Source organism: Paracnuella aquatica (assembly GCF_003332885.2).
Lineage (GTDB): Bacteria > Bacteroidota > Bacteroidia > Chitinophagales > Chitinophagaceae > Flavisolibacter > Flavisolibacter aquaticus.
This window is the reverse complement of record NZ_QOWJ01000001.1, coordinates 252,808-274,774: the sequence shown is the minus strand read 5'-3', so window position 1 is coordinate 274,774 and position 21,967 is coordinate 252,808. Positions and strand designations below refer to the sequence as shown.

Below are 21,967 nucleotides of genomic sequence, written 5' to 3'. Positions count from 1 at the left end.
TGATTAAAGGTTTAGATTAAAACCAAATGTGTACAGGCGTTGCTGTGGATACACCAGGCCATTGGTAGAAGAAATTTCCGGATCGATCTCGTACTGGTCCACGTTGTCAAATTTCAGCAGGTTGGTGCCCTGTACATAGAAACGCAAACCGCGGATGCCGAAGCGATCGAGATATTTATTTGGAACAGTGTAGCCCAACTGTGCGTTGCGAACACGGATATACGACACGTTCACTACCCAGAAGTCATTCTTGCGGTTGTTTACGTGGCCGGGGAAATCTTTCCGAACGGCAGGGTAAGTGCCGGGGATCCATGCACTGTTGGCATCAAACGGATCCTGCCTGCGCCATGCGTCGGAGATCAGGTAACCAACACCAGCACCGTTGTTCTGGAAAGGAATCTGCATTTCAAACTCGCGGCGGTACGATTGCATGGTAGCGCCTGCCAGGTCGATGTTCAGGTTAAATCCTTTGTAGCCAAAAGTGGTGTTGAAACCAAAGCTCATATATGGTGTTGCACCTTCAGCATAACCAATAGGGCGTTCATCCAAACCATTGATGATCTTGTCACCATTTACGTCGGCATAAATAAAATCACCGGGCAATTGGGTGCGGTTACCCTGGCCATCGTTGTTAACCGGGTGGTTATCAATTTCAGCCTGGCTTTGAAAACGGCCTACCACCTGGTACCCAAAGTTTACACTGGCCCAGCGGTCTTCGCTAACAGCAGTGTTGCGGTATTCATCCCACGAGTTGCCTACACGTGGCTTGTAACGGCCCAGCACTTTCAGGCGTGCTACAGTAGCGTTGGCACTCAGTGAATACGACAAGCCATAGTCGGTGTTGTTGGAATATGTAAGAATACCTTCAATACCACGGATCGCATCGCTTTCCAGGTTTTCGTTCGGGTATCCATAACCAACTTCTACAGGCAGCAGGATGTCGTTGCGTTGTGCCGGCAAACCAGTACGGCGGCGTTCAAACACATCGACAGTACCAGACAATTTGTTTTTAAATAAAGCAAAGTCAACACCTACGTTGCGGGAAATATTGGTAACCCAGGTAAGCATCGTTACGGGCAAACCACGTGGACGTACACCGGTAACCAATGTTCCGTTGAGCACTGCTGATCCACTGGCGTAGTCGTAGCCTTGCAGGTAGCCAAATGGCGTTGGTCCATCACCGTTAGCAAAACCAATTTCGCTACCGGTTTCGCCGTAGCCTGCACGGATCTTCAAGTCGCTCAGCACATTGCCGGTAACGTTTTTCATAAACTCTTCCTGCGATAAGCGCCAACCCACAGTTACTCCGGGGAACAAACCAAAGCGGCGGTCTTTTGCATAGAGGTAAGAACCATCGTAACGGCCGAGGGCTTCGATCAGGTATTTTTGTTTGTAGCCGTAGTTAATCCGGCCAATGTAACCGGCACGGGCTGCTTCGCTATAACGCTGGTCGAGGCGGTTTTGATCCTGGAAATAAACAATGGCCACCGTGTTGTTTTGCGGCAGCGAACCGGTTTCCAGCCACTCCGATTTTACATCATACTTTTCATAGGCTGCAACGGCTGCGATGGAGTGATCGCCAATCTGCTTGTTGTAATTCAGCTGCAGCTGCGCAAAATTTTCCTGGATATGCTGGCTGCGCTTGCGGCGCCAAGGGTTTTGGTTCCCACCCACTACATTGTATTGGTCTGTTGTTGGATTGTAAGAATACGCATCGTATGTGTATTCAAATTCTTCCAGCATTTGCGTGGTGTAGTTGTAGGAATAAGTGCCTTTCAACGACAGGCCAAACGGCAGATCGTATTGCGCTGTAAAAATTGGCTTGATGGCACGCCAGTCGTCACGTGTGTAACCCGTAACATCCATGTTGTAAGTGGCAGGGTTCACGTTGATGTTGTGCACATCGCCATTTACATAACGAGGATTGTCGTTGGCATAAGGACGTTCCGTTGGCCACATGGTAAAGATGGACAGCATCGGGTTGAAATAGTCATCCAGACCGGGCACACCTGCCTGGCGGCGCTTTTCGTAACGGCCGCTAATCTGTGTTCCAATTTTCAAACCTTTGGCCAAACCCGCTTCCAGGTTGGCTTGCATGTTGGTCCGCTGAAAGCTAAAGTCCTTCATCAAGGCATCCTGGTCCACATTACTCACCGAGAAATAATACTTGCTGTTTTGCGAGCCGCCCGATGCACTTGCATTGATGTAGTGCTGGGGCACGTTTGGCCGCATGATTTCCTTGTAATAATCGTAGCTCTGGTAACCTTTTTCAGTGCCGGCGTCCCATTTTGCCAACTCCTCTGGCGTGATGCTGGCAGGGTTAGCAATGCCGCGGTTTTGGTTCGAATAAGCAAGGCCGCGCATATAGGTAGCAGCATCCGGTGGCTTTGGAAAATTGGTGAAGTTTTGCAAACCATAATAGCCCGAAACGTTGATGTCCGGCTTACCGCCCGACTTACCTTTTTTGGTAGTAACCAATACAACACCATTGGCCGCACGCAAACCGTAAATGGCTGCAGATGCGTCTTTCAGGATGGAGATGTTATCGATGTCGTCAATACCCAGGTTATTGAACTGGCCTGCATCGGAAGGAACTCCATCGATGATAAACAGCGGGGCGCCCATGTTGCGGATCTGCAGGTTTACGCTACCACCCGGCCTCGAGTCGGTGGCACGGGCCGTAACGCCCTGTGTTCGGCCCACCAGTGCACCGGACGTAGTGGTGGCAGGTGTTCGAGTAAGGTCGGATGATTTAATACTGCTCACCGCACCGGTTACCGATCCCCTTCGTTGCGTACCATAACCCACCACTACTACTTCGTTCATGTTGCCAACGGATGGCTCCAGGCTTAAAGTGATCTGTGTTTGGTTGTTGATGCGTACTTCGGAAGTTAAATAACCCACCGACGAAAACACCAGCGTTCCGTTTGTTGGAGCGTTGATGGAAAAATTACCATTGTCGTCGGTCTGTGTTGTTGTGTTGGTGCCTTTTACCTGAACGGTAACGCCGGCCAGCGCTGAATCGCGGGAAGTGATGCGGCCCCGCACGGTTGCATTTTGTGCAAATAGTTGTCCTGTCAAAAATGAAAACAGAAGGAGCAGGAGAATTCGGCCCTTTGGTAAGCATATGGCAAAGGGATCCCTGTTGGAAGGTTTGACCTTCCATGGCGGCAAGCAATGCTTCATGGCAAGTTGGTTTAAAATAAAATAATTAAGAAGCGCAGAAAAGCATCTGATCTGCTTTTGGCGTCAGCTGTTAAGTGGGAGGCACCATAAAATAATTGGGCAGCGCCTGGCGGAGTGGTTTCAATAGCATAAGCAAACGTTTATATGAACAAAGCAATTAACCGTATCAATTGTACAGCGATCTAATGTTGGTATTCTCTATGCACTGTTACCCGTTTCACTGGCAGTAGCTGTGGTTAACCAAACATCACAACAGCCGCCCTTTCGGTTGGCTTTCGGTATCAAGCAATCAAAAAAATTATACGCAAGTATTGTAGCCCGGCTTGGGATAACTAAGATAAATGTCTTTTTTACACTAAAAAATTTTTTTACCAATTTTTTAATGGAAATGTTATCCACGGTTAAATAAAAATACATGCGGGAACGAGTGGAAATTTCTGCTCCTCTTTTTATCAAGCTACGAAGATTTGGGCAGGCTTTGTTTTTAATGAAATGCTTTTTTACCTGCCCACAACAACATCGGTGCGGGTGGCAATTTTTTGCAGCATAAATGACGCGATGGCCTTGCCTTGGGTCATACCATTTTCGATGGCGGGCATGTAGTGAATGCCGCCATAAAACCTGCTGATGGCCGCTTCCTGCGCGGCTGCTTCAAAGGAGGTAAAATGGCGCACCGGCAAGCCAAACTCCACTTCCGTATTGTCGGCGTAAGAAAATTGGGCACCAAATAACTTGGTGAGCATAATGGCGGCAGCACCCGATATGACGCTGTGGCCGCTGGTGTATTCAGGAAAAGGCGGCGTTTGCAGTTGCGGCGTCCATTGCGGATCGATGTATTGGTTGATATAGGTTTCCGGGCGGATGACGTTGCTGCGGTATTTTTCATCCCAGCAACTAATGAAGCCGTCGGCAATAGCCATGGCCACACAGGCATATGCTTCCGCGGCGGCTGTAAAATTAGTCTTAGCCTTACGGCAAGCCAATGCGGTGATATTGATCCAATGCCCGCCCGGCGAGATTTTTTTGGTGGCAAACATCACGTGCCCGCGGGTGTTCATTTTATAAGGATTGCAATCCCAAAAATTAGCGATGGCCACTTGTTCAGGCGTCGCGTGTTTCCCTGCCTGCCACACGGCGTGTGCCTCCATAAAAAATTTGCTTTCTTTTTCGGTTGCAAATGCATCGGCCACCACGGGGCGGAACTGCCCGGCCGAATCCATAATGAATGGCCGGATGCTGCTCCAGTTGGGCTCCACGGCTTTCATATAAGCCGGCGGGGTGGGCTTCCAGGTATGGTCAGCTTCGTCTACCGAGTATTTTGGAAACGACCGCGATTCACGGTAACCGTCTTTTTGGCTCCAGGCAATGATGTGCCGCGCTACCTGTGCACCCCAGGCCAGCGAACTGTCGTACACCGGTTTTGGCATGCCCGTTTTTTTAAATTCACCCAGTATTTTCTGGTGAAAGGCTTCCAGCCGCGCCTCCGAAATGATCATGGTTTTGCCCACCAGCAATAGGCTGTGCACCGCTGCCAGTGGCGCCCATAAGGTTTGTGGTTGCGCGGGCTTGGGCAATGCGGTAAGCCCGTTTACCTGGCCTGCCAAAGTGCGGTGACCGGCCTGGTCAAAAATCGCGGCTTCATAAGCAGCAATGGAAATATAGCTATAGGTGCGGCTGGCCACAGGCGGTGCATAAATATCGTGCACCATGATATCGGTAAGCTGCTTGATGGAGCGATGCAGGAACTCGGGGTTCTGCGCCTTTTGCTGCCAGCCGGGCGGATTGAATGCCCACAAGGGCAAACAAAAAAACAGGAGTATTATGATGGCAGCAACGCGGTTCATACAATTTCAAATTAAAGCAATATTCAGGAAAAGGGTGCGGCGCAATGCCGGCCGGGTTTTCTTAAGCGTCATTTATCACTGCATATTTTTTTACAAACATTCCCCCTTTTTTAATATGAAATCAATTTCAGACTGTGCATTGTGCCTACCTGTCAAATGCAATTTGCCTGTACCAATTAAGGTAATGCACTGAGGATTTTACTTGAGCCAAAAACCATTGCCGCCAACAATATTGCAACAATACCACGCTCCAAACTTTGCAAATTTTAACCGATAGCCGCACTAACTTGGTGCGTTCATCCAATTTTCGGTAACATTAAGGACTTTTGTTCCTGAAGCCAACGTTGCACAAACTTGCCGCCTATGATCTTTTTGCAAAACAATAAATGCCTTCCCTCCTTACGCCGTTGCCGCAATGGACGGAGATTGTTTGTATTCATCCTTACGTTATTTGTTTCCATTTTTAATGTGCATGCCCAAACAGCTACGCCACTGTTCCGGTTGTTGCCCGCCAGCAAAACGGGCATCACGTTCAATAATAAATTGACTGAAAACAACCAGCTCAACATCCTCAACGAAGCCTATATATATAATGGCGGTGGTGTGGGCATCGGCGATTTTAACCGCGACGGCAAACCGGATGTATACTTTTCGGGCAACCAGGTAAGCAACAAGTTGTACTTAAATAAAGGCGCACTGCAGTTCCAGGACATTACCAACAGTGCAGGCGTTGGTGGCGGCGGCCGTTGGTGCACCGGCGTATCGGTAGCCGACGTAAACGCAGATGGTTGGGATGATATTTATGTGTCGGCCACATTTGTAAAAGACCCGCAAAAACGCACCAACCTGCTGTATATTAACCAAGGCACCAATGCGCAGGGCATTCCCACATTTAAGGAAATGGCGCGGCAATATGGCATCGCAGATACAGGCTACAGCACACAAGGATATTTTTTTGATTACGACAAGGACAATGACTTGGACCTGTTCCTGCTCACCAACACACTCGACGATCCGAAAACGCCCATCAAGTTTCGGCCGAAGCTCTCTGATGGCACGGCAGCGAACACAGATCGGTTGTACCGCAACAATGGTGACGGAACATTTACCAATGTATCAGGGGAAGCCGGCATTTTGCTGGAAGGCTGGGGCCACGCCGCTTCCATTACCGATATCAACCTTGACGGCTGGCCCGACATCTATGTGAGCAACGATTTTGTAGCTAATGATATTTGTTACATCAACAATGGTGACGGCACTTTTACTGATCACATCGGTGAATATTTCAAACATACTAGTTGGTACACTATGGGTACCGACATTACCGATATCAACAACGATGGCTATGTAGATGTAGTGGCGCTGGATATGTTGCCCGAAACCAACCTACGCAAAAAAGGCATGTTGATGGGCAATGAATATTACAATTATTTCAACAGCAAAAAATACGGATACCAACACCAGTATGTACGCAATGTGTTGCAGTTAAACTCGGGCCCAACTCCTGCCGGCAAGCCGCAGTTTAGCGATGTGGGTTTGATGGCCGGCATCTATGAAACCGATTGGAGCTGGACGCCGCTAGTGGCCGATTTCGACAATGATGGTTACCGCGATATCATCATCACCAATGGTCTGCCACGCGATGTAACCGACCTGGATTATATATCATATGATAATGGTCAGGGCGCCGGTGCCATGAACACATCGCTAAAAATGGTGGATGCATTGCCCGTGGTGAAAGTGGCCAACTATGCGTTCAAAAACAAGGAAGGTTTTATGTTTGAAAATGCAACGCGGCAGTGGGGTTTGCAACAGCCGTCGTTTTCAAATGGTGCTGTTTATGCCGACCTGGATGGTGATGGCGACCTGGATATATTGATCAACAACATCAACGAAACCGCGTTTGTTTATGAAAACACGTTGAACAAAAGTGGCGGTAATTTTCTTGCTGTTTCGCTGAAAGGTGGAGCAACTAATCCCAATGCATACGGCACTACAGTGCACCTTTATTTTGGCGGAAAACAACTCTATTATGAGCACCAACCGGCCCGCGGCTACTTGTCCACCGTCGATGCAAAAGCGCATTTCGGATTGGGTGCTGTTACCCACATTGACTCAATAATAGTGCAGTGGCCCGATGGAAAAAAGAGTCGCATGGAAGGTGTTGGCGTTAATACGTCCATCACTTTGGAACATAGTGCAGCAGCTGCTTTTGTGCCGGCGATAGCCACCACGTTGCCCTCTATTTTTAAAGAAGTAAGCAAACAACTCGGCATCGAATACAAACACCAGGAAAAGGATGCTGTAGATTATAATATACAGCCAACATTGCCACACAAGTTGAGCCAGTTTGGGCCTGCGATAGCGGTGGGCGATATCAATAACGACGGCCTTGAAGATTTTTATGTTGCGGCACCTGCAGGCAGCCACGGCGTGTTTTACGTGCAGGACTCGTTGGGCCGGTACAACAAAGAAGCGTTCCGTTTTTTAATTGAAGACAACAGCCGCACCGAAGAAATGGGTGTGCTGCTATTTGATGCGGATGGTGATGGTGACCTTGATTTGTACACTGCTTGCGGTTCGTATGAATTTGCACCCAACAATCCCGGCAACCAGGACCGGCTATACCGCAACGATGGCAACGGGCATTTTACCTGGGATGCTTCGGCACTGCCCAAAGAAACGGCCAACGCTTCCTGCGTCAGGGCCTTTGATTGGGATGGTGACGGCGACCTTGATTTGTTCGTGGGCGGCCGCAGCACATCGGGCTCCTACCCGGTGCCGCCGCAAAGTTTTTTGTTGCAAAACGATGGCGGAAAGTTTACTGATGTTACCCAAAAATATTGCCCGCAATTGCAACAGATCGGTATGGTGACCGATGCACTGTGGACCGATTTTAACAGCGACGGCAAATTTGAATTGGTGCTCACCGGGGAATGGATGGCAGTAACTTTTTTACAAAATACCGGTAGCGGTTTTAGCCTTGTTAATACAGGCGTTGAACAGTCGAAAGGTTGGTGGAATAGCCTGGTGGCCGGCGACTTTGACAACGACGGCGACATGGATTATGTTGCGGGCAACCTGGGGTTGAATTCTACATACAAAGCGACGAAAGAAGAACCCATGCTGCTGCTGGCAAAAGACCTCGACAACAATGGCAAGCTGGACCCGATGGTTTTTTGTTACATGATGGGCGCCAATGGCCAGCGCAAGCCTTTTCCCATGCACACAAAAGATGACTTAAGCAGCCAGTTGGTTTCTATACGCAAAACCTATCCAACCTACAAATCATTTGGCTTTGCATCAGTAGATGACCTGTGGCCAAAACAGGCCCGGGCCGATGCATTATCGTTTGAAGCCAACCACATGGCAACAAGTTATTTCGAAAATTTGGGCGGCGGCAAATTTAAAATAGCGCCACTCCCACTGGCAGCGCAAACGGCGCCTGTATTTGGCATGGTGGCTACAGATGTAAATGGTGATGGACACCTTGATTTAGCGCTTGTGGGCAATGATTTTGGTATGGAGCCGGGCAGCGGCCGGCATGATGCATTCAACGGTTTGTTGTTGCATGGAAATGGCGACGGAACATTTGCATCAACAACCGCAGCACAAAGCGGATTCTTTGTTCCCGGTGATGGAAAGTCGTTGGTGACGGTTGGAACAAAAGAAGGCCAGTCCATATTTCTTGCGGGACAAAATAGCGATAGTTTACTTGCCTTTCAACCATCGGCTGCTACACAAAACCTGCGCTCGATTGCACCGGAGCAAAACGAATTGTGGGGCGAGTTCCATTTAAAAAACGGCAAAAAACAGCGGGTAGAATTGTATTACGGTTCCGGATTTTTATCGCAATCCACAAGGCGCATCGCTATCGATCAAAATACTGTTCGCACCATCACATTTTTTGATAGCAAGGGCACAGAAACCAGGACGGTGCAGGTGGCGCAATAAATCTGGCATGCCGTTCCGTTTCGAAAAGGTGTATAAAACAAAAGATGCCGAAATAAATCGGCATCTTTTGTTTTATCAAAAAGCGTAAGTGCCATTTCTTACAAAAGACTTGGCGCTACACGTTTCATTTTAGAAACGCAACACAGACATGTTGCATGCTAAACGCATTGAAACAAATTTGAAGAATTGTTTTTTATAACTCTTCCACAACTTCAGCAATTTCCTGTCCGGGCATGCGGGCATTGCGCATGGAAGCCGAGCGGGCCACGTTGCCGGCAAATTCAAAAAATGCCTGCCTGGTGATTTCGTCATCACCCATCACGATAGGCACGCCCTGGTCGCCGCCTTCGCGGATGGATTGCACCAGCGGAATTTGTCCCAGGAATGGCAGGTCGTATTCTTCGGCCAGGCGCTTGCCGCCTTCTTTGCCAAAAATGTAATATTTGTTTTCGGGCAGTTCGGCGGGGGTAAAATAACTCATGTTCTCCACCAGCCCGATGATAGGCGTATTTAACTGCGCCTGTCCAAACATCGCAATGCCTTTTTTGGCATCGGCAAGGGCTACATCCTGCGGAGTAGTTACCACCACCACACCGGTAACCGGCACGGTTTGTAACAGGGTGAGGTGAATGTCACCAGTGCCCGGCGGCATATCCACCACCAGGTAATCCAAGTTGCCCCATTCCACATCGGTTACAAATTGCTTGATGGCACTGCTGGCCATGGGGCCACGCCACACTACTGCATTTTTTTCATCGACCAGCAGCCCGATGCTCATTAGTTTAATACCGAATCGATCAATGGGCACGATCATGCCCTTGCCAGCTACATCTTTCATCATGGGCCGCTCGCCGCGAACGCCAAACATGATGGGCACCGAAGGGCCATAAATGTCTGCGTCCATTAAGCCCACTTTTGCGCCGCCTTCGGCCAACGACAGCGCCAGGTTGGCGGCCACGGTGCTTTTACCCACACCGCCTTTACCGCTCACTACCGCTATGATATTGCGAACGCCGGGCAGCACGCCACCTTTATCGCTGCGCAGGCTGGTGGTTTGCGAAGTAAAGTTTACCGTTACCTGCGCCTCTTTAGCCACCAAAAGCTTTACTGCGTTGATGCAGGCGTTTTTGATCATATCCTTCATTGGACAGGCCGGCGTGGTGAGCACCACGGTGAACGAAACCGCGTTGCCATTGATGCGAATGTCCTGCACCATATTGAGTGTTACCAGGTCTTTCCCCAAATCGGGATCCTGCACATTGCTCAGTGCCTTCAAAATATCTTGTTCGGTCATAAATGCTCTGTTAATGAAGTGGCAAAGTTAGCCCCAAACAAATATCCCCGCCGTGTGTATTTAAGTAGTTGGTTATTTTTGGTTAAACAGTAAAATTGCAGGATTGGTTAGCTTTGCACCGGCAGGCCAATAAATGCGGTACTGCAGGCAACAGCAATTTAGCAAAGCGCAAAAAATGAGCGACCGCTTGCTGCCCTTTAAAAAATGCAATATGAAGAAACGGTTTCTTGCATTATTGGTATGCGCCATCGTATGGGCTGGCAAAGCACAAGCGCAGTTTGAAACCGTTCGCGATTCGGTGGTGCAGTTGTACGGTATTGTCATGACAGCCGACAGCCTGATGGGCATTCCGGCAGTAAGCGTAACGGTAAAAGGCACCGGCCGCGGCACCATGACGAACGCACAAGGTGTTTTTTCGATTGTAGTGCTGAAAGGCGATGAAGTAGAATTTACCCACGTAAGTTATAAATCAAAATTAGTTTCTATTCCCAAATCGCTGGAAGGCAACCAGCACAGCGTGGTCCAACTGATGGTGCAGGATACGGTGTACCTGCCCGCTACGATTATCCGTCCCAGGCCTACGCCGCAACAGTTTAGCCGCGATTTTGTGAACACACCGGTACCCGACGATGATATTGAAGTGGCGCGGCAAAACAACAGCGCTGCCAAACGCAGGGCCCTGATGACGGTAACGCCTGCCGATGGCGGCGGCGCCACGGCCATACAGTTTAGAAATATGGCCACCAGGGCCTCATACGCTGGACAAACCCCACCGCAGAATATTTTCAACCCGGCAGCGTGGAACGAATTCATCAAAAGCTGGAAACGCGGCGACTACAAGCGGAAAAATTAAAAGCCCCGTTACACACTAAACGGGATGTTCGTACGTTTGTATAAGTACTTACACCAATTTGAACGGCAAAAGGGCAGCTTAATTCAATCGTTGCCCATCAACATAATTCCTTCAATAGCCATTGCTGCAACAAAGCATTGTACTATGAAAAACGCATTCCCTGTTGTCGTCCGTAAACAGGGAATTTTCTTGTTCGGCAGGTTCAGAATTTTACCTTATAATTCCGCACAATAAAAAATAAATCGGCTGTTGCGGTCAGTTGGCCCGTTGTTTGAATTTATAGGTGTAAAATTCAGATGTTATGTTTCCAGTGTGGTTTTTTATCATGTTGATTGGAGTGATTGGATACCTGTTGTATTTGACCCGACCCACCGAAGACAATTTTGTGATGATCAGCAAAAATGGCCTTCGCAAAATGCAAGGTTGGTTCCGTGTTAGGCAACAGCGCTAAGCAATTGTGGTTGGTATAAACCACCGGAAGTACATGAGTACCCGTCTCCTATTTTAACAAACACAACAAATAACTAAAATAGCCGTTTGAAACGGCTATTTTTTTATGCGATAGTGTAAAGCGTTTTGTTGAAAAAGCCAAATCATACTAATCGGCACGACGGCTGCCACCACCACGGGTAAGGGCCACCAGCAACAGGATGAAAACCGCGGCGCCTACAATCCATACCCAGGGCGCAGCATACCAGGCGGCTCCGCCACCATCGGTGTTGATGTCAATATCTACTTTCTTGGTTTCGCCGTCTTGTGCAAACATCACTGCCGACAGCAAAAGCGCATAAATGGAAAAACATAACTTTTTCATAAAGGCATTTTTATAGCACAGTTTAAAAAACTATGCCACTGAACGATAGTTTCTAAGACAAAGCTTCGGGAATGAAAAAACTATTTACGGGCTCCGAACAACATGCTGCCAATGCGCACCATATTGCTGCCATGCGCAAGGGCCAGCTCATAATCGCCGCTCATGCCCATCGAGAGTATTTCCATGTTGGTTTGCGGCAGATCTTGTTGCTGCAATTTTTGAAACAATTGGTGCAAGCCATTAAATTCGGCTGCTACCCTGTTTGTATCTTCTGTAAACGAAGCCATGCCCATCAGGCCGCGGATGTGCACATGGTTCCACTCCGCCAGTTCTGGGCTGGCAAATAAGGCTTCCAGTTCCGCGGCATCGAATCCAAATTTTGTTTCTTCCTTCGCAATGTGCACTTGCAGCAGCACCGAAATTTTTTGCTGTATTTTCGCCCCCTGCTTATTGATTTCTTTAAGCAGCCTGATGCTGTCCACGCCGTGAATAAGGTATACAAATGGCGCGATGTATTTTACTTTATTGCTTTGCAGGTGGCCAATGAAATGCCAGCGGATATCGGGCGGCAATTGCGGCGCTTTATCCAACAACTCCTGCACGTAGTTTTCACCAAAATCGCGTTGGCCGTGCTGGTATAATTCAAGGATGGCAGCAACAGGTTTAATTTTGCTGACGGCAACAAGGGAACAATCCTTGCTTTGCAGCAGCTGCTGCAGTTTCTGGTAATTTTCGATGTTGCAATATTTTGCTTCCGCCATACCGCAAATGTAGCAGCAACAAAACAGTTTAACCGCGATGATACATTTAATTTGGAACCGCTTATTTTTTGCTGCAGCCTGCTGCTGCCTGTTTTCGGCATGTGCCACGCAGGCCGTTATTTACAGCCCCAATCAAATTCAAAACACACCCGGCACCATTTATCTTTCCAATGGCGATTCGGCCACTGGCCTGTTATCGCTCAACAACGAAGTGTTGTTTCCTAAAGACATTAGAGTGCAGCAGCCCGATGGCAACCAGCAAATTCATTTGATGGATGTAAAGGGCATGCAGGTGGGCAACAATTATTTTGAATTAAAACACCACAGCAATCATTGGCGCCCCAGCAGCGGTTTCTATTTTATGGAACGCATTACACCTGCCGATTTTGAAATACAGGTGTACCGGCATCTGGAACGCAAGCAAAAAGGAAAATCACTGCAGCAGGTGGTGCACGAACCGGTGTTTTATGTACAGTTTCCCGGCGAAAAGCAAGACCGGGTGTGGGCCTCGAACAGCAAAAAGCTGATGCCTCATTTTGAAAAGAAAATGAGCCGCCTGCTTAAAGATTGCCCGCAACTGGCCGACACCATCCGCCATAAAGAAAGGGGCTATTTCTACAACCGCCTCAATGCTACCGAAGCCCAACGCGGACAGGTGCTGCTGCGCATTGCGGAGGCTTATCATGCGTGTAGGTAAATGTGGTTTGGATGTTTTATAAATAAATTCGGGTGAATACCCAGCCTCCGTTGATACCTGAATTGCTGCTCTATTTAAAACATAGGCTGCCCAAGGCGTCTTTGTGAACTCCAGGGTTGTCATGCCGAACTTGTTTCGGCATCTCCTTGATGTATGGCAAACTCCGCAGGTGGAAGGGGATACCGAAACAAGTTCGGCATGATATCTACTATTGAGCAAAATGCTAATTCGACAGCTACTTACCTCAATTAAAAAGGCTGCATTTGAATGCAGCCTTTTTAATAATATCAATTACAAACATTATCCATTTTGCCCCTGGCCCATGCCAGCTTTAATGTATCCGGCAATGGTCAATGTGCGGCGGGTTTGGTGTTTTACCGCGCCTTGCACATCTTCTTTTATTTTACCATTATCTACCGAAGCACTGGTGCCATAAGGGTTGCCGCCGGCGCCAAACAATACCGGGTCGGTGTAGCCCGGCGAGGCAATAATAGCGCCCCAGTGGTGCATGGTAGTGTACAAAGCCTGCACGGTCATCTCTTGTCCGCCGTGCGGGTTTTGAGCCGTGGCCATAGCACTCACCACTTTATTCACCAGCTTGCCCTGCGACCACAAGCCACCGGTGCCGTCCAAAAACTGCTTCATTTGTGCTGGCAAGTTACCGTATCGTGTGGGTGCGCTGAAAATGATAGCATCCGCCCAGTCGAGGTCGTCGTTGGTAGCGGTGGGCACATCTTTGGTTGCTTCGGCGTGCTCCTTCCACAGCGGGTTCGAATCGATGGCGGCCTGCGGCGCCAGCTCGGCTACTTTCAACACTTTTACTTCGGCACCTGCTTCACGGGCTGCTTCTGCCGCCCATTGCGACAGTTGGTAGTTGGCCCCGGTGGAGCTATAATAGATAATTGCCAGCTTGATCTGTTGCATAAAATTTGGTTTTGGGTTAATCGGTTTGTTTTTTTAAATATATACAATAAAACTGCCTGTTGTTGCAACATTAATTGTGGTGCAAAATCAATGTAGTAGCCTTGCTGCCATTTTTATACCACGCAATGCAGCAGTTAACTACAACCGGTGCCGTATAATTGTTTTTATTTGTCAAAACATTTTATGGCAGCGTGTAATTTCCAGTTTACATTTTCCGGCGACCCGAACCTTGTTTTAGAAAAAGCAAGAAAAGCCGTAACCGGCCAGGGCGGCAACTTTGAAGGCGATACGCAAAACGGCAACTTCAACCTGAGCGTGTTTGGCAACACCATTGCCGGCGCTTATGCAGTGTCGGGACAAACGATGGACATTGAAATTTCAGAAAAGCCCTTCCTGCTCCCCTGCTCTACCATCGAAGGATTTTTGAAAGCCCAGTTGGGTTTATAAAAAATTGATACTTTTTGATAAGCACCCGTTTTCTCAGCGGGTGCTTTTTTATGCACTTGGCTATCTAAAAAAATGGCATATAAACATTACAGCGGGATGCCTGCTCTGGTTCGCTGGTGCACGGTACATTACCGCTCCTGTAATTTTTGGACAGTTAGGCCCGCATGAGGTTTGTTCTACAAAAGGTAAAAACTACCTTTATTTTTCGCCCCGCTTTTGTGGGCCCTTTTCCGCCCCTTTGAATTACCTGCCCACGTAATTTTTTACCAAACATAGTGTACCATGCAACTGCCAAAACGAGCTGGGTGTACCGCCCTGATGTTCCTTCTTGTAGGGTTTGCTCATGCCCAACCCAAGTTTCTGAAAAAAGCTGCAAATGCTGCCAACAACGCCATCAACAATGCCGTGAACACTGCGGTAAATGGCAACAGTAATAATAACAATACCGGCAACGACGCCCAGCAGGCTGGCCAGAACAGCAGCAGCACCCGCAGCGGGCGCCCCTCCAACCGCGGCGGACAAGGCCTGGTGAGCACCCCACCCGATGTGGCTGCCAATCTCACCGCATCGGAAGACGCCTTTAAAAAATCGAGCTATGGCGAGGCTCGCTATGCGCTGCAGCAGGCTATGCTGGGCGTGGAACTACAGATAGGCCATGGCATATTGAAAATGTTGCCAGAGCAAATTGCCGGCATGCCGAAAGAGGCCGAGGCCGACCAGGTAACCAGCACCGGCTGGGGCTGGGCCGGGCTGACCATTCGCCGCGAATACCAGAAAGACGACAAGGCCATGGATGTGACTATTGCCAACAACTCGGTAATGCTAAATGCACTGAACATGTACTTGGCCTCGGGTATGTACAACCAAAGCACCGGCGGCCAACAAAACTGGAAACAAACCAAACTTAAAAACAACAAAGCCGTGATTGAATACAGCGATGGCAGTGGCTACAAACTCAGTGTGCCCCTGGGCCAAACAACGCTGCTGCTGCTGGAAGGCGTCAATTTTGCCACTGAACAGGAATTTATGAACGCCGCCAACACGATCGATGTAGATAAGATCAAAGAACTGCTGAACGAAAAATAACCTACCAAAACAAACAACATGAAATCATTATACTGCTTCCTGATCCTGTTGGCAGCCGCCGCTTCGGGCAACGCCCAGGAATTTACCAAGCAAATGACCACTGCCCGCACCGCTTATAGCTCCGGCAAACTGGAAGAGGCCCGTTTTGCCATGCAACAAATGATGCAGGAGTTAGATATTATTTCCGGGAAAGAATTGATCGGGCTGCTGCCGGCTAAACTCGATACGATGAGTGCCAACACCAGCGCCGATGCAGTTTCGGGCACATCGGGCTTTGCAGGCGTGGTGGTGCACCGCGAATATGGCAAAGCCAAGCCCGACGGCGATGTGCCGGCGCAAGTAGAGATCATTACCAATTCGCCCCTGATCAGCGGACTCAATGCCATGCTATCGCTGCCGCTGCTGGGTAATTCGCCCGACCAAAAAGTGATCAAGATCAGCGGCTACAAAGCGCTGGTAACAAAGCAGCACAGCGACGGGGAAACGCCAGAGTTTGAAGTGCAGTTGCCGCTTAACTCCACCCTAATCACATTGAAAGCGCCGGGTTACAGCCAAGAGAAAATTATCGCGCTGGCCAATACACTCCCCATTGCGGAGATTGCCAAGCGGGTACAGTAATACAAAGATTTATTTCGATTTGTCAAAAAAGCCGGTGAATGATCGCCGGCTTTTTTTATTAATACTGAAGTCTACTGTTGATACATTTAAAAAACAGGAACGCTGATAAAATCAATTTTGATTTTTCTAAAACTTGGTACGATTTCTTTACTAATAAATATTAGAAACGGAAAAACCCGCATTTTCCACAAAATGCGGAGGTCGGCAATAAATTTTTTTCAAAAAAAATTTTCGCTTCTTCTCCGGCACGGATTATTTAAATACTTCATCGTTATAACATTAACTATGTTAATGTTACACATTACATAGTGCTTCTTTCTCCTATTCTTCCCGGTTTGTTTAAGTTTTAAATCAGGCAGTTACAACACCGACAAAGGTGTGGAAACTCAAGTGTTGCATAGTTTTTGTTAATGCAGCGCGACTTTTAACATTGATCCTTTCCCTCCCGAAAATTCCCTGATCCTATTTAAAAAACTGTCCGATTTAAAACGTCTAAACCAGTTCTTCATGCAAAAAACCTTTGCGTGCCTGCTCCTTTTTGTTTGTTCCAGTATCCAGGTTCTGCAGGCCCAAACCCAACTCCCACAAATCAAGAGTTTCCAGAAGCCGTCTGGTGTATCTGCACCCGGCGAGTCGTTTGCTCCTCCCTTTGGTGGCAGCCCTTCCGGCGATGCACCGCAGGTGGCAGAATGGACCCGCACCGCAGGCCCCGATGAATCAGTAATCATGACTGGTGTATCCTTCTCCCGCCACAGCGGAACCGATGTAGGTAAAGACACCCGCTTTACCCTTTACAGCGCATCCGGCGTGCAGGGCGATGCCCAGATCCAGCGCCTCGATGGCGATCGTGCCATTGTAACCATTCCACGCAACATTCCCTCCTGGGGCATGTACCTGATGTGGCCCGGCAACGATGCAGGCTATGGCAACCCCATTGCCATCAACAAAACAGATGCCTGGTGGGTAGGACCCGACAAGGCAACGCGTGGCGCCACCATATCGGTGTATGGCCGCAACCTTTCCCGCGGTGGCGATACTACAACGGCTTATGTGTATGTACGGAGCAAATCATCCGGTGCAGGCCAGTGGGCATCGGTAAAGCGGGTGAACCCTTATAAAGTAGACTTTGTAGTGCCCGATGGCTTTGCCAACGGCGAATATGAAGTGTGGGCACACAACGGCCACGGTGGCGATTATGGCTGGGGCAACCCCATCAACCTCACCATTTATGATGGCGTAAAATGGACCGGTACTACCTATAACGTCAAAAACTATGGCGCAAAAGGTGATGGTTACAGCGATGATACCAAAGCCATTGCAGCAGCAATTGAAGCGTCGAAATTTGTGACCGGTGCCACTGTATATTTCCCAGCAGGCACCTACATTTTGACCGGCACCATGGAAGCCCACAGCAATATTCGCTGGCAGGGCGAGGGCCGCGACCGCACCACCATCCGCTGCGGCAGCAACTTTACCGCTCAATACGGATTGGTGTTTGGTAATCCCAATCATTTTGAGATCAACGACATGGCGTTTGAAGACAACAACAATTACCGCGGTGGCACGGGGCATCCCATCCACTTGGTAAGCAGCCGCCACGTTACCATCAACAATGTGCGTTTAACCTTTAGAAACCATAATGTTATTGACCTGAATAATACCCGTTACGTAAGCCTGAACAACGTAGATCTTACCGGTAAATATTCCTTTTTGGGAACCGCTTCGCAGTTGTTCATCGACCGCACTTCATACAAACTCACCAACGATACCGACATGGGCTGGCACTCGTGGGGTGGCGACGGTGTGAGCGTTACCAACTCTACTGCCCGCGACCTCGACAACTCGAACCCGTTCAATGGTGCGGGTTGGGGCAAAGGCCGTTTTGTTGCGTTTCTCGGTTCATGGGGTTCCAGCAAAAACACCTACCTCGGTTACAACACCTCAACAGACCTGGTGCCACGTCCGTATGATGTGGACCAAAACTCCGGTGAGCAGATCCTGTTCGAAGGATATATTGGTGTTTGGAAAGGAAAGCCTTCCTCTTCTACACTAAATACCACCACGGTTAGCGGCTACAGCCACAATACCCCTGACCGCCATTACGTGGTGATCACCGGTGGCCGTGGCCTGGGCCAGTCGCGCCGCATTGTTGCCAACAACGGCGGTGTACTTACCCTCAACGAACCCTGGAACGTTGCGCCTGATGGCAGCAGTATACTGACCATTGGCAACGTAGTAGACCGTGCAGCCATTTATAAAAACTACCTCGATGGCGTATCGCGGGTGGTTACCAACAAAGAGCATATTGCCGCTGCGGGCGTAGAGCCTTATGGTTCGACCTATAACTTTATTGTTGACAACAACACGTTTCACCAACTGCGCCAGGGCACGGCCAACTGGGCACAGCAGTCCCAATCGGAGTGGCCTGTAGGTGCGAACTATTTCTCGCTGTACAGCAACAACAAATACATCAATTGCCGCATTGCCATGCAAAACATCATGGATGTAAAGATCCCGAGCGGCACGGCAATATTTGGTACTACATACCGCAAGAACGTGGTACAAAATGCGTATGAAGCAGCTGTAGTAAACATTCACGGTTTGTTCTCTAGCCCACTTTCCGATGCGGCTGTATATGAGCACAACAACATCCAGGGCTCTCCTATCGGTTTCGATTCGGAGCGTACTGCGGGCATTTCAAACCAGGTGTTGTACAACAACGTTTTCCGCGGCACCGGCACCAGCTTTGCCAAAGAAGTAACGTCCAAGCTGGCCTTGCGTGGCAACAGCTTCGAGTATTTCCCGAGCATTTACCAGATCACCATCACTACCAACGACCGTAGCTCTACCCAATCCTTGGGTGGTGTGTTGGAAGCACCACAGCGTGTGGTGGAACTAAATGCACCTTCGGGCACCGATTCGGTTAAAGGTTCGTTTGTACTGTGGAACAGCGGCACCGCAGCCCTTTCCTGGACTGCACAAAGTAACGCTTCATGGCTGCGCCTGGGACAAACCAGCGGCTCCATCGAAGGTGAAAAAGCACTGTCCAACATTCCCCTGACTGCCATTGCCCGTGGCCTTGCGCAGGGCAGGCACCGTGCCGAGCTGAGTGTAACAACAGGCGGTGTGGTAAAAAAATATACCGTGTGGCTGAACGTGGCTGCCAGCACTACCGTGCCGAACCAGGCACCTACTGCACAGATCATGTCGCCCGCAGCGGGCAGCGCATTTACGGCACCTGCCAGCATTACCATCGCAGCAAATGCATCGGATGCGGATGGTTCGGTACAGCGGGTTGAGTTTTACCAGGGTAATGTAAAAATTGGTGAAGACCTGTCTGCTCCATACACCTTCCAGTGGGGCAATGTAGCCCAAGGCACTTACATGCTGAGTGTAAAGGCAGTGGACGACAAAGGTGTTGTGGGCACTTCGCAAAGCGTGCAGGTAACTGTTAGCGCAGCACCTGTTCCGAACGTGGCGCCTACAGTTAGCCTCACTGCACCTGCATCGGGCAGCCGTGTAACGGCACCGGCCACCATCAACATTGCAGCTAATGCAAATGATGCAGATGGCTCTGTTTCGAAAGTTGAGTTTTTTGCCAACGGCAAGAAAATAGGCGAAGACGCCAGCAGCCCTTACCAGTTTTCTTGGTCAGGAGTAGCAGCCGGCTCGTACACCATCACTGCAAAAGCATTTGACAACGACGGATCATCGGCTACATCGGCTGCCGCAACCGTAACAGTGGATGCACAACTGGTGGACAAAGTAAACCAGGCACCAACCGCTACTGTGATCGGGCCACTGACCGGCAGTGCATTTACTGCGCCTGCAAGCGTTACCATCACAGCCAGTGCAACGGACGCCGATGGCACCATCGCAAAAGTGGAGTTCTACCAGGGTAGCGTAAAACTGGGTGAAGATTACACCGCTCCATACAGCTTTGCGTGGACCGGCATTGAAGCAGGCTCTTACCAGGTAAGTGTGCGGGCAATAGATGATAAAGGTGCCGTTGGCACTTCCAGAAGCGAGCAGATTTCGGTTGCCGGAACCTCTGCCTCCAAACCATCGGCTACTGTAGTAACGCTTTCATCGCCGGAAGATGGCAGCAAGCTTACCGGACCAATTACTGTGACCCTACATGCAACTGCGGAAAGCAGCAACGGCAGTGTAACCAAAGTAGAGTTTTACATGAATGGCCGGAAAGTTGGTGAAGATCCGACTTCGCTTTACAGCTACTCGGTGGGTGGATTAACAGAGGGCACCTACAGTTTTGTGGCTACAGCAGTGCACAGCGATGGCACTACCACCGACTCCAAAACATCTACCATTACAGTAGTTGCACCGGTGAAAAAAGTGCCGGTAGTAAAAATTAACGGTCCTTCTGAAGATGCCATTATCGTTGCGCCGGCCAATGTCAATATTGGTGCTGAAGCATCGGATGAAGATGGTACCGTAGGCAGTGTCCGGTTCTTCCTGGGTACAAAGCAAATTGCTGAAGACCTGACTGCGCCTTATACTGCTACGCTTTCCAACCTGGCAGAAGGTGACTACACCGTTACTGCAGTAGCAACTGATAACGACGGTAACCAAACCACTTCCAATACGCTGACATTCTCGGTTAACGCCGATCCATCGAACAGCTCACAAACAGGCTGTGCACAAACAGGCGGATTGTACTGGGAGTATTTCAACAACGTACCCCTCACCACTTCGCTTTCGTATCACAGGGCAGCAGATGCCAAGCCTAGCGGCAGCCGCATCCTGACTTCGTTCTCCGCTCCACGCAACTTTTCGGACAAATTTGCATCAAGAGCCATGGGATACATTTGCCCGCCGGTATCAGGTTACTACACGTTCTATTTCTCGTCTGACGACAATGGCGAACTGTGGCTGAGCACCGACGACAACATCGAAAATGGACGGAAGATTGCTTTTGTAAACAGCTGGACCAACCCGGGCTTTTACTTCAAGTATTCTTCGCAGGTATCTGCCAGCATTTACCTGGAAAAAGGACGCAGGTATTTTGTGGAAACGGTTTCTATGGATTATAGTTTCGACGATCACATGACTGTAGCCTGGAAAATGCCAAACGGAACATTCCAGTCGCCCATTTCAGGCCAGCACCTGATCCCGTACCAGCCGCAAACGCAGTTGCTGTCGAGCACTGCGGCCAAAGCCGGTACACTAGAGATGACCACCAATCCGAAAAATGTGCTTGCCGCAGGTACTATGGAAATTGCGCCCAACCCGGTGCAGTCTACTGCTAACATCCGCTTTGCGGTGCCTGAATCTGGTAAAACAGTAGTTGAACTGTACAACGGAAACGGTGCGCTGGTAACCCAACTGTTCAACGGCGTTACTGAAAAACAAACCACTTACCAGGTGTCGCTCAACGGCACACAATTGCCCAACGGCGTATACTATTGCCGCCTCGTGTCGGGTGCAACGATCCTGCAAAAGCAGGTAGTGATCGCCCACTAATTTGTTCC

The 21,967-nt window shown here is 49.3% G+C and carries 13 protein-coding genes; 7 read left to right on the top strand and 6 right to left on the bottom strand.

Annotated features, from left to right (window positions below; translation table 11 throughout):
• Positions 1–3: 3 nt before the first annotated feature.
• Together DRJ53_RS01195 and DRJ53_RS01185 are read right to left on the bottom strand one after the other, a co-directional pair.
• Positions 4–3,081 (bottom strand): SusC/RagA family TonB-linked outer membrane protein, encoded by a 3,078-nt coding sequence (locus tag DRJ53_RS01195; RefSeq protein ID WP_241558411.1) that lies wholly within the window; start codon positions 3,079–3,081, stop codon positions 4–6.
• Positions 3,082–3,686: 605 nt separating this feature from the next.
• Positions 3,687–5,030: a vanadium-dependent haloperoxidase gene (locus DRJ53_RS01185; protein WP_114233754.1), complete on the bottom strand. Its 1,344-nt coding sequence runs from the start codon at positions 5,028–5,030 to the stop codon at positions 3,687–3,689.
• A 363-nt stretch (positions 5,031–5,393) separates the two neighbouring features.
• Here DRJ53_RS01185 and DRJ53_RS01180 point away from each other — a divergent pair, with 363 nt between their 5' ends.
• Positions 5,394–8,984, top strand: a complete 3,591-nt coding sequence (locus DRJ53_RS01180; RefSeq protein WP_114233753.1) for a CRTAC1 family protein — start codon at positions 5,394–5,396, stop codon at positions 8,982–8,984.
• A gap of 193 nt (positions 8,985–9,177) precedes the next feature.
• Here DRJ53_RS01180 and DRJ53_RS01175 read toward each other — a convergent pair whose 3' ends face one another.
• Entirely contained in the window at positions 9,178–10,278 is a 1,101-nt protein-coding gene (locus DRJ53_RS01175) for an Mrp/NBP35 family ATP-binding protein (RefSeq protein ID WP_114233752.1), read from the bottom strand.
• 211 nt (positions 10,279–10,489) lie between these two features.
• Here DRJ53_RS01175 and DRJ53_RS01170 point away from each other — a divergent pair, with 211 nt between their 5' ends.
• Positions 10,490–11,131, top strand: a complete 642-nt coding sequence (locus tag DRJ53_RS01170) for a carboxypeptidase-like regulatory domain-containing protein (protein ID WP_114234404.1) — start codon at positions 10,490–10,492, stop codon at positions 11,129–11,131.
• 598 nt (positions 11,132–11,729) lie between these two features.
• Here the strand turns inward: DRJ53_RS01170 and DRJ53_RS01165 are convergent.
• On the bottom strand, positions 11,730–11,945 hold the full coding sequence (locus DRJ53_RS01165) for a hypothetical protein (protein ID WP_114233751.1): 216 nt from the start codon (positions 11,943–11,945) through the stop codon (positions 11,730–11,732).
• An 80-nt stretch (positions 11,946–12,025) separates the two neighbouring features.
• Positions 12,026–12,706 carry a YggS family pyridoxal phosphate-dependent enzyme gene (locus DRJ53_RS01160; protein ID WP_114233750.1) on the bottom strand — a complete coding sequence of 227 codons (681 nt, stop codon included), beginning with the start codon at positions 12,704–12,706 and terminating at the stop codon, positions 12,026–12,028.
• Positions 12,707–12,743: 37 nt separating this feature from the next.
• Here DRJ53_RS01160 and DRJ53_RS01155 point away from each other — a divergent pair, with 37 nt between their 5' ends.
• Entirely contained in the window at positions 12,744–13,403 is a 660-nt protein-coding gene (locus DRJ53_RS01155; RefSeq protein WP_114233749.1) for a hypothetical protein, read from the top strand.
• A 300-nt stretch (positions 13,404–13,703) separates the two neighbouring features.
• On the opposite strand, the gene wrbA is transcribed toward DRJ53_RS01155, so the two are convergent.
• A complete protein-coding gene (wrbA, locus tag DRJ53_RS01150; RefSeq protein ID WP_114233748.1) occupies positions 13,704–14,327 on the bottom strand; it encodes an NAD(P)H:quinone oxidoreductase in 624 nt (207 codons plus the stop codon).
• Between the two features lie 183 nt (positions 14,328–14,510).
• On the opposite strand from wrbA, the gene DRJ53_RS01145 reads away from it, so the two are divergent.
• From DRJ53_RS01145 to DRJ53_RS01125, 4 genes are all read left to right on the top strand, one after another.
• Positions 14,511–14,774: a hypothetical protein gene (locus DRJ53_RS01145; RefSeq protein WP_114233747.1), complete on the top strand. Its 264-nt coding sequence runs from the start codon at positions 14,511–14,513 to the stop codon at positions 14,772–14,774.
• Between the two features lie 282 nt (positions 14,775–15,056).
• Positions 15,057–15,860 carry a hypothetical protein gene (locus DRJ53_RS01135; RefSeq protein ID WP_114233745.1) on the top strand — a complete coding sequence of 268 codons (804 nt, stop codon included), beginning with the start codon at positions 15,057–15,059 and terminating at the stop codon, positions 15,858–15,860.
• An 18-nt stretch (positions 15,861–15,878) separates the two neighbouring features.
• Entirely contained in the window at positions 15,879–16,478 is a 600-nt protein-coding gene (locus DRJ53_RS01130; protein WP_114233744.1) for a hypothetical protein, read from the top strand.
• Positions 16,479–16,985: 507 nt separating this feature from the next.
• Positions 16,986–21,959 carry an Ig-like domain-containing protein gene (locus tag DRJ53_RS01125; protein WP_114233743.1) on the top strand — a complete coding sequence of 1,658 codons (4,974 nt, stop codon included), beginning with the start codon at positions 16,986–16,988 and terminating at the stop codon, positions 21,957–21,959.
• Positions 21,960–21,967: the final 8 nt, after the last annotated feature.

Coding starts and splice junctions, on each gene's coding strand:
- DRJ53_RS01180 (WP_114233753.1), top strand. CDS start 5,394: ATGATCTTTTTGCAAAACAATAAATGCCTTCCCTCCTTACGCCGTTGC.
- DRJ53_RS01185 (WP_114233754.1), bottom strand. CDS start 5,030: ATGAACCGCGTTGCTGCCATCATAATACTCCTGTTTTTTTGTTTGCCC.
- DRJ53_RS01130 (WP_114233744.1), top strand. CDS start 15,879: ATGAAATCATTATACTGCTTCCTGATCCTGTTGGCAGCCGCCGCTTCG.
- DRJ53_RS01160 (WP_114233750.1), bottom strand. CDS start 12,706: ATGGCGGAAGCAAAATATTGCAACATCGAAAATTACCAGAAACTGCAG.
- DRJ53_RS01155 (WP_114233749.1), top strand. CDS start 12,744: ATGATACATTTAATTTGGAACCGCTTATTTTTTGCTGCAGCCTGCTGC.
- wrbA (WP_114233748.1), bottom strand. CDS start 14,327: ATGCAACAGATCAAGCTGGCAATTATCTATTATAGCTCCACCGGGGCC.
- DRJ53_RS01165 (WP_114233751.1), bottom strand. CDS start 11,945: ATGAAAAAGTTATGTTTTTCCATTTATGCGCTTTTGCTGTCGGCAGTG.
- DRJ53_RS01175 (WP_114233752.1), bottom strand. CDS start 10,278: ATGACCGAACAAGATATTTTGAAGGCACTGAGCAATGTGCAGGATCCC.
- DRJ53_RS01170 (WP_114234404.1), top strand. CDS start 10,490: ATGAAGAAACGGTTTCTTGCATTATTGGTATGCGCCATCGTATGGGCT.
- DRJ53_RS01145 (WP_114233747.1), top strand. CDS start 14,511: ATGGCAGCGTGTAATTTCCAGTTTACATTTTCCGGCGACCCGAACCTT.
- DRJ53_RS01135 (WP_114233745.1), top strand. CDS start 15,057: ATGCAACTGCCAAAACGAGCTGGGTGTACCGCCCTGATGTTCCTTCTT.
- DRJ53_RS01125 (WP_114233743.1), top strand. CDS start 16,986: ATGCAAAAAACCTTTGCGTGCCTGCTCCTTTTTGTTTGTTCCAGTATC.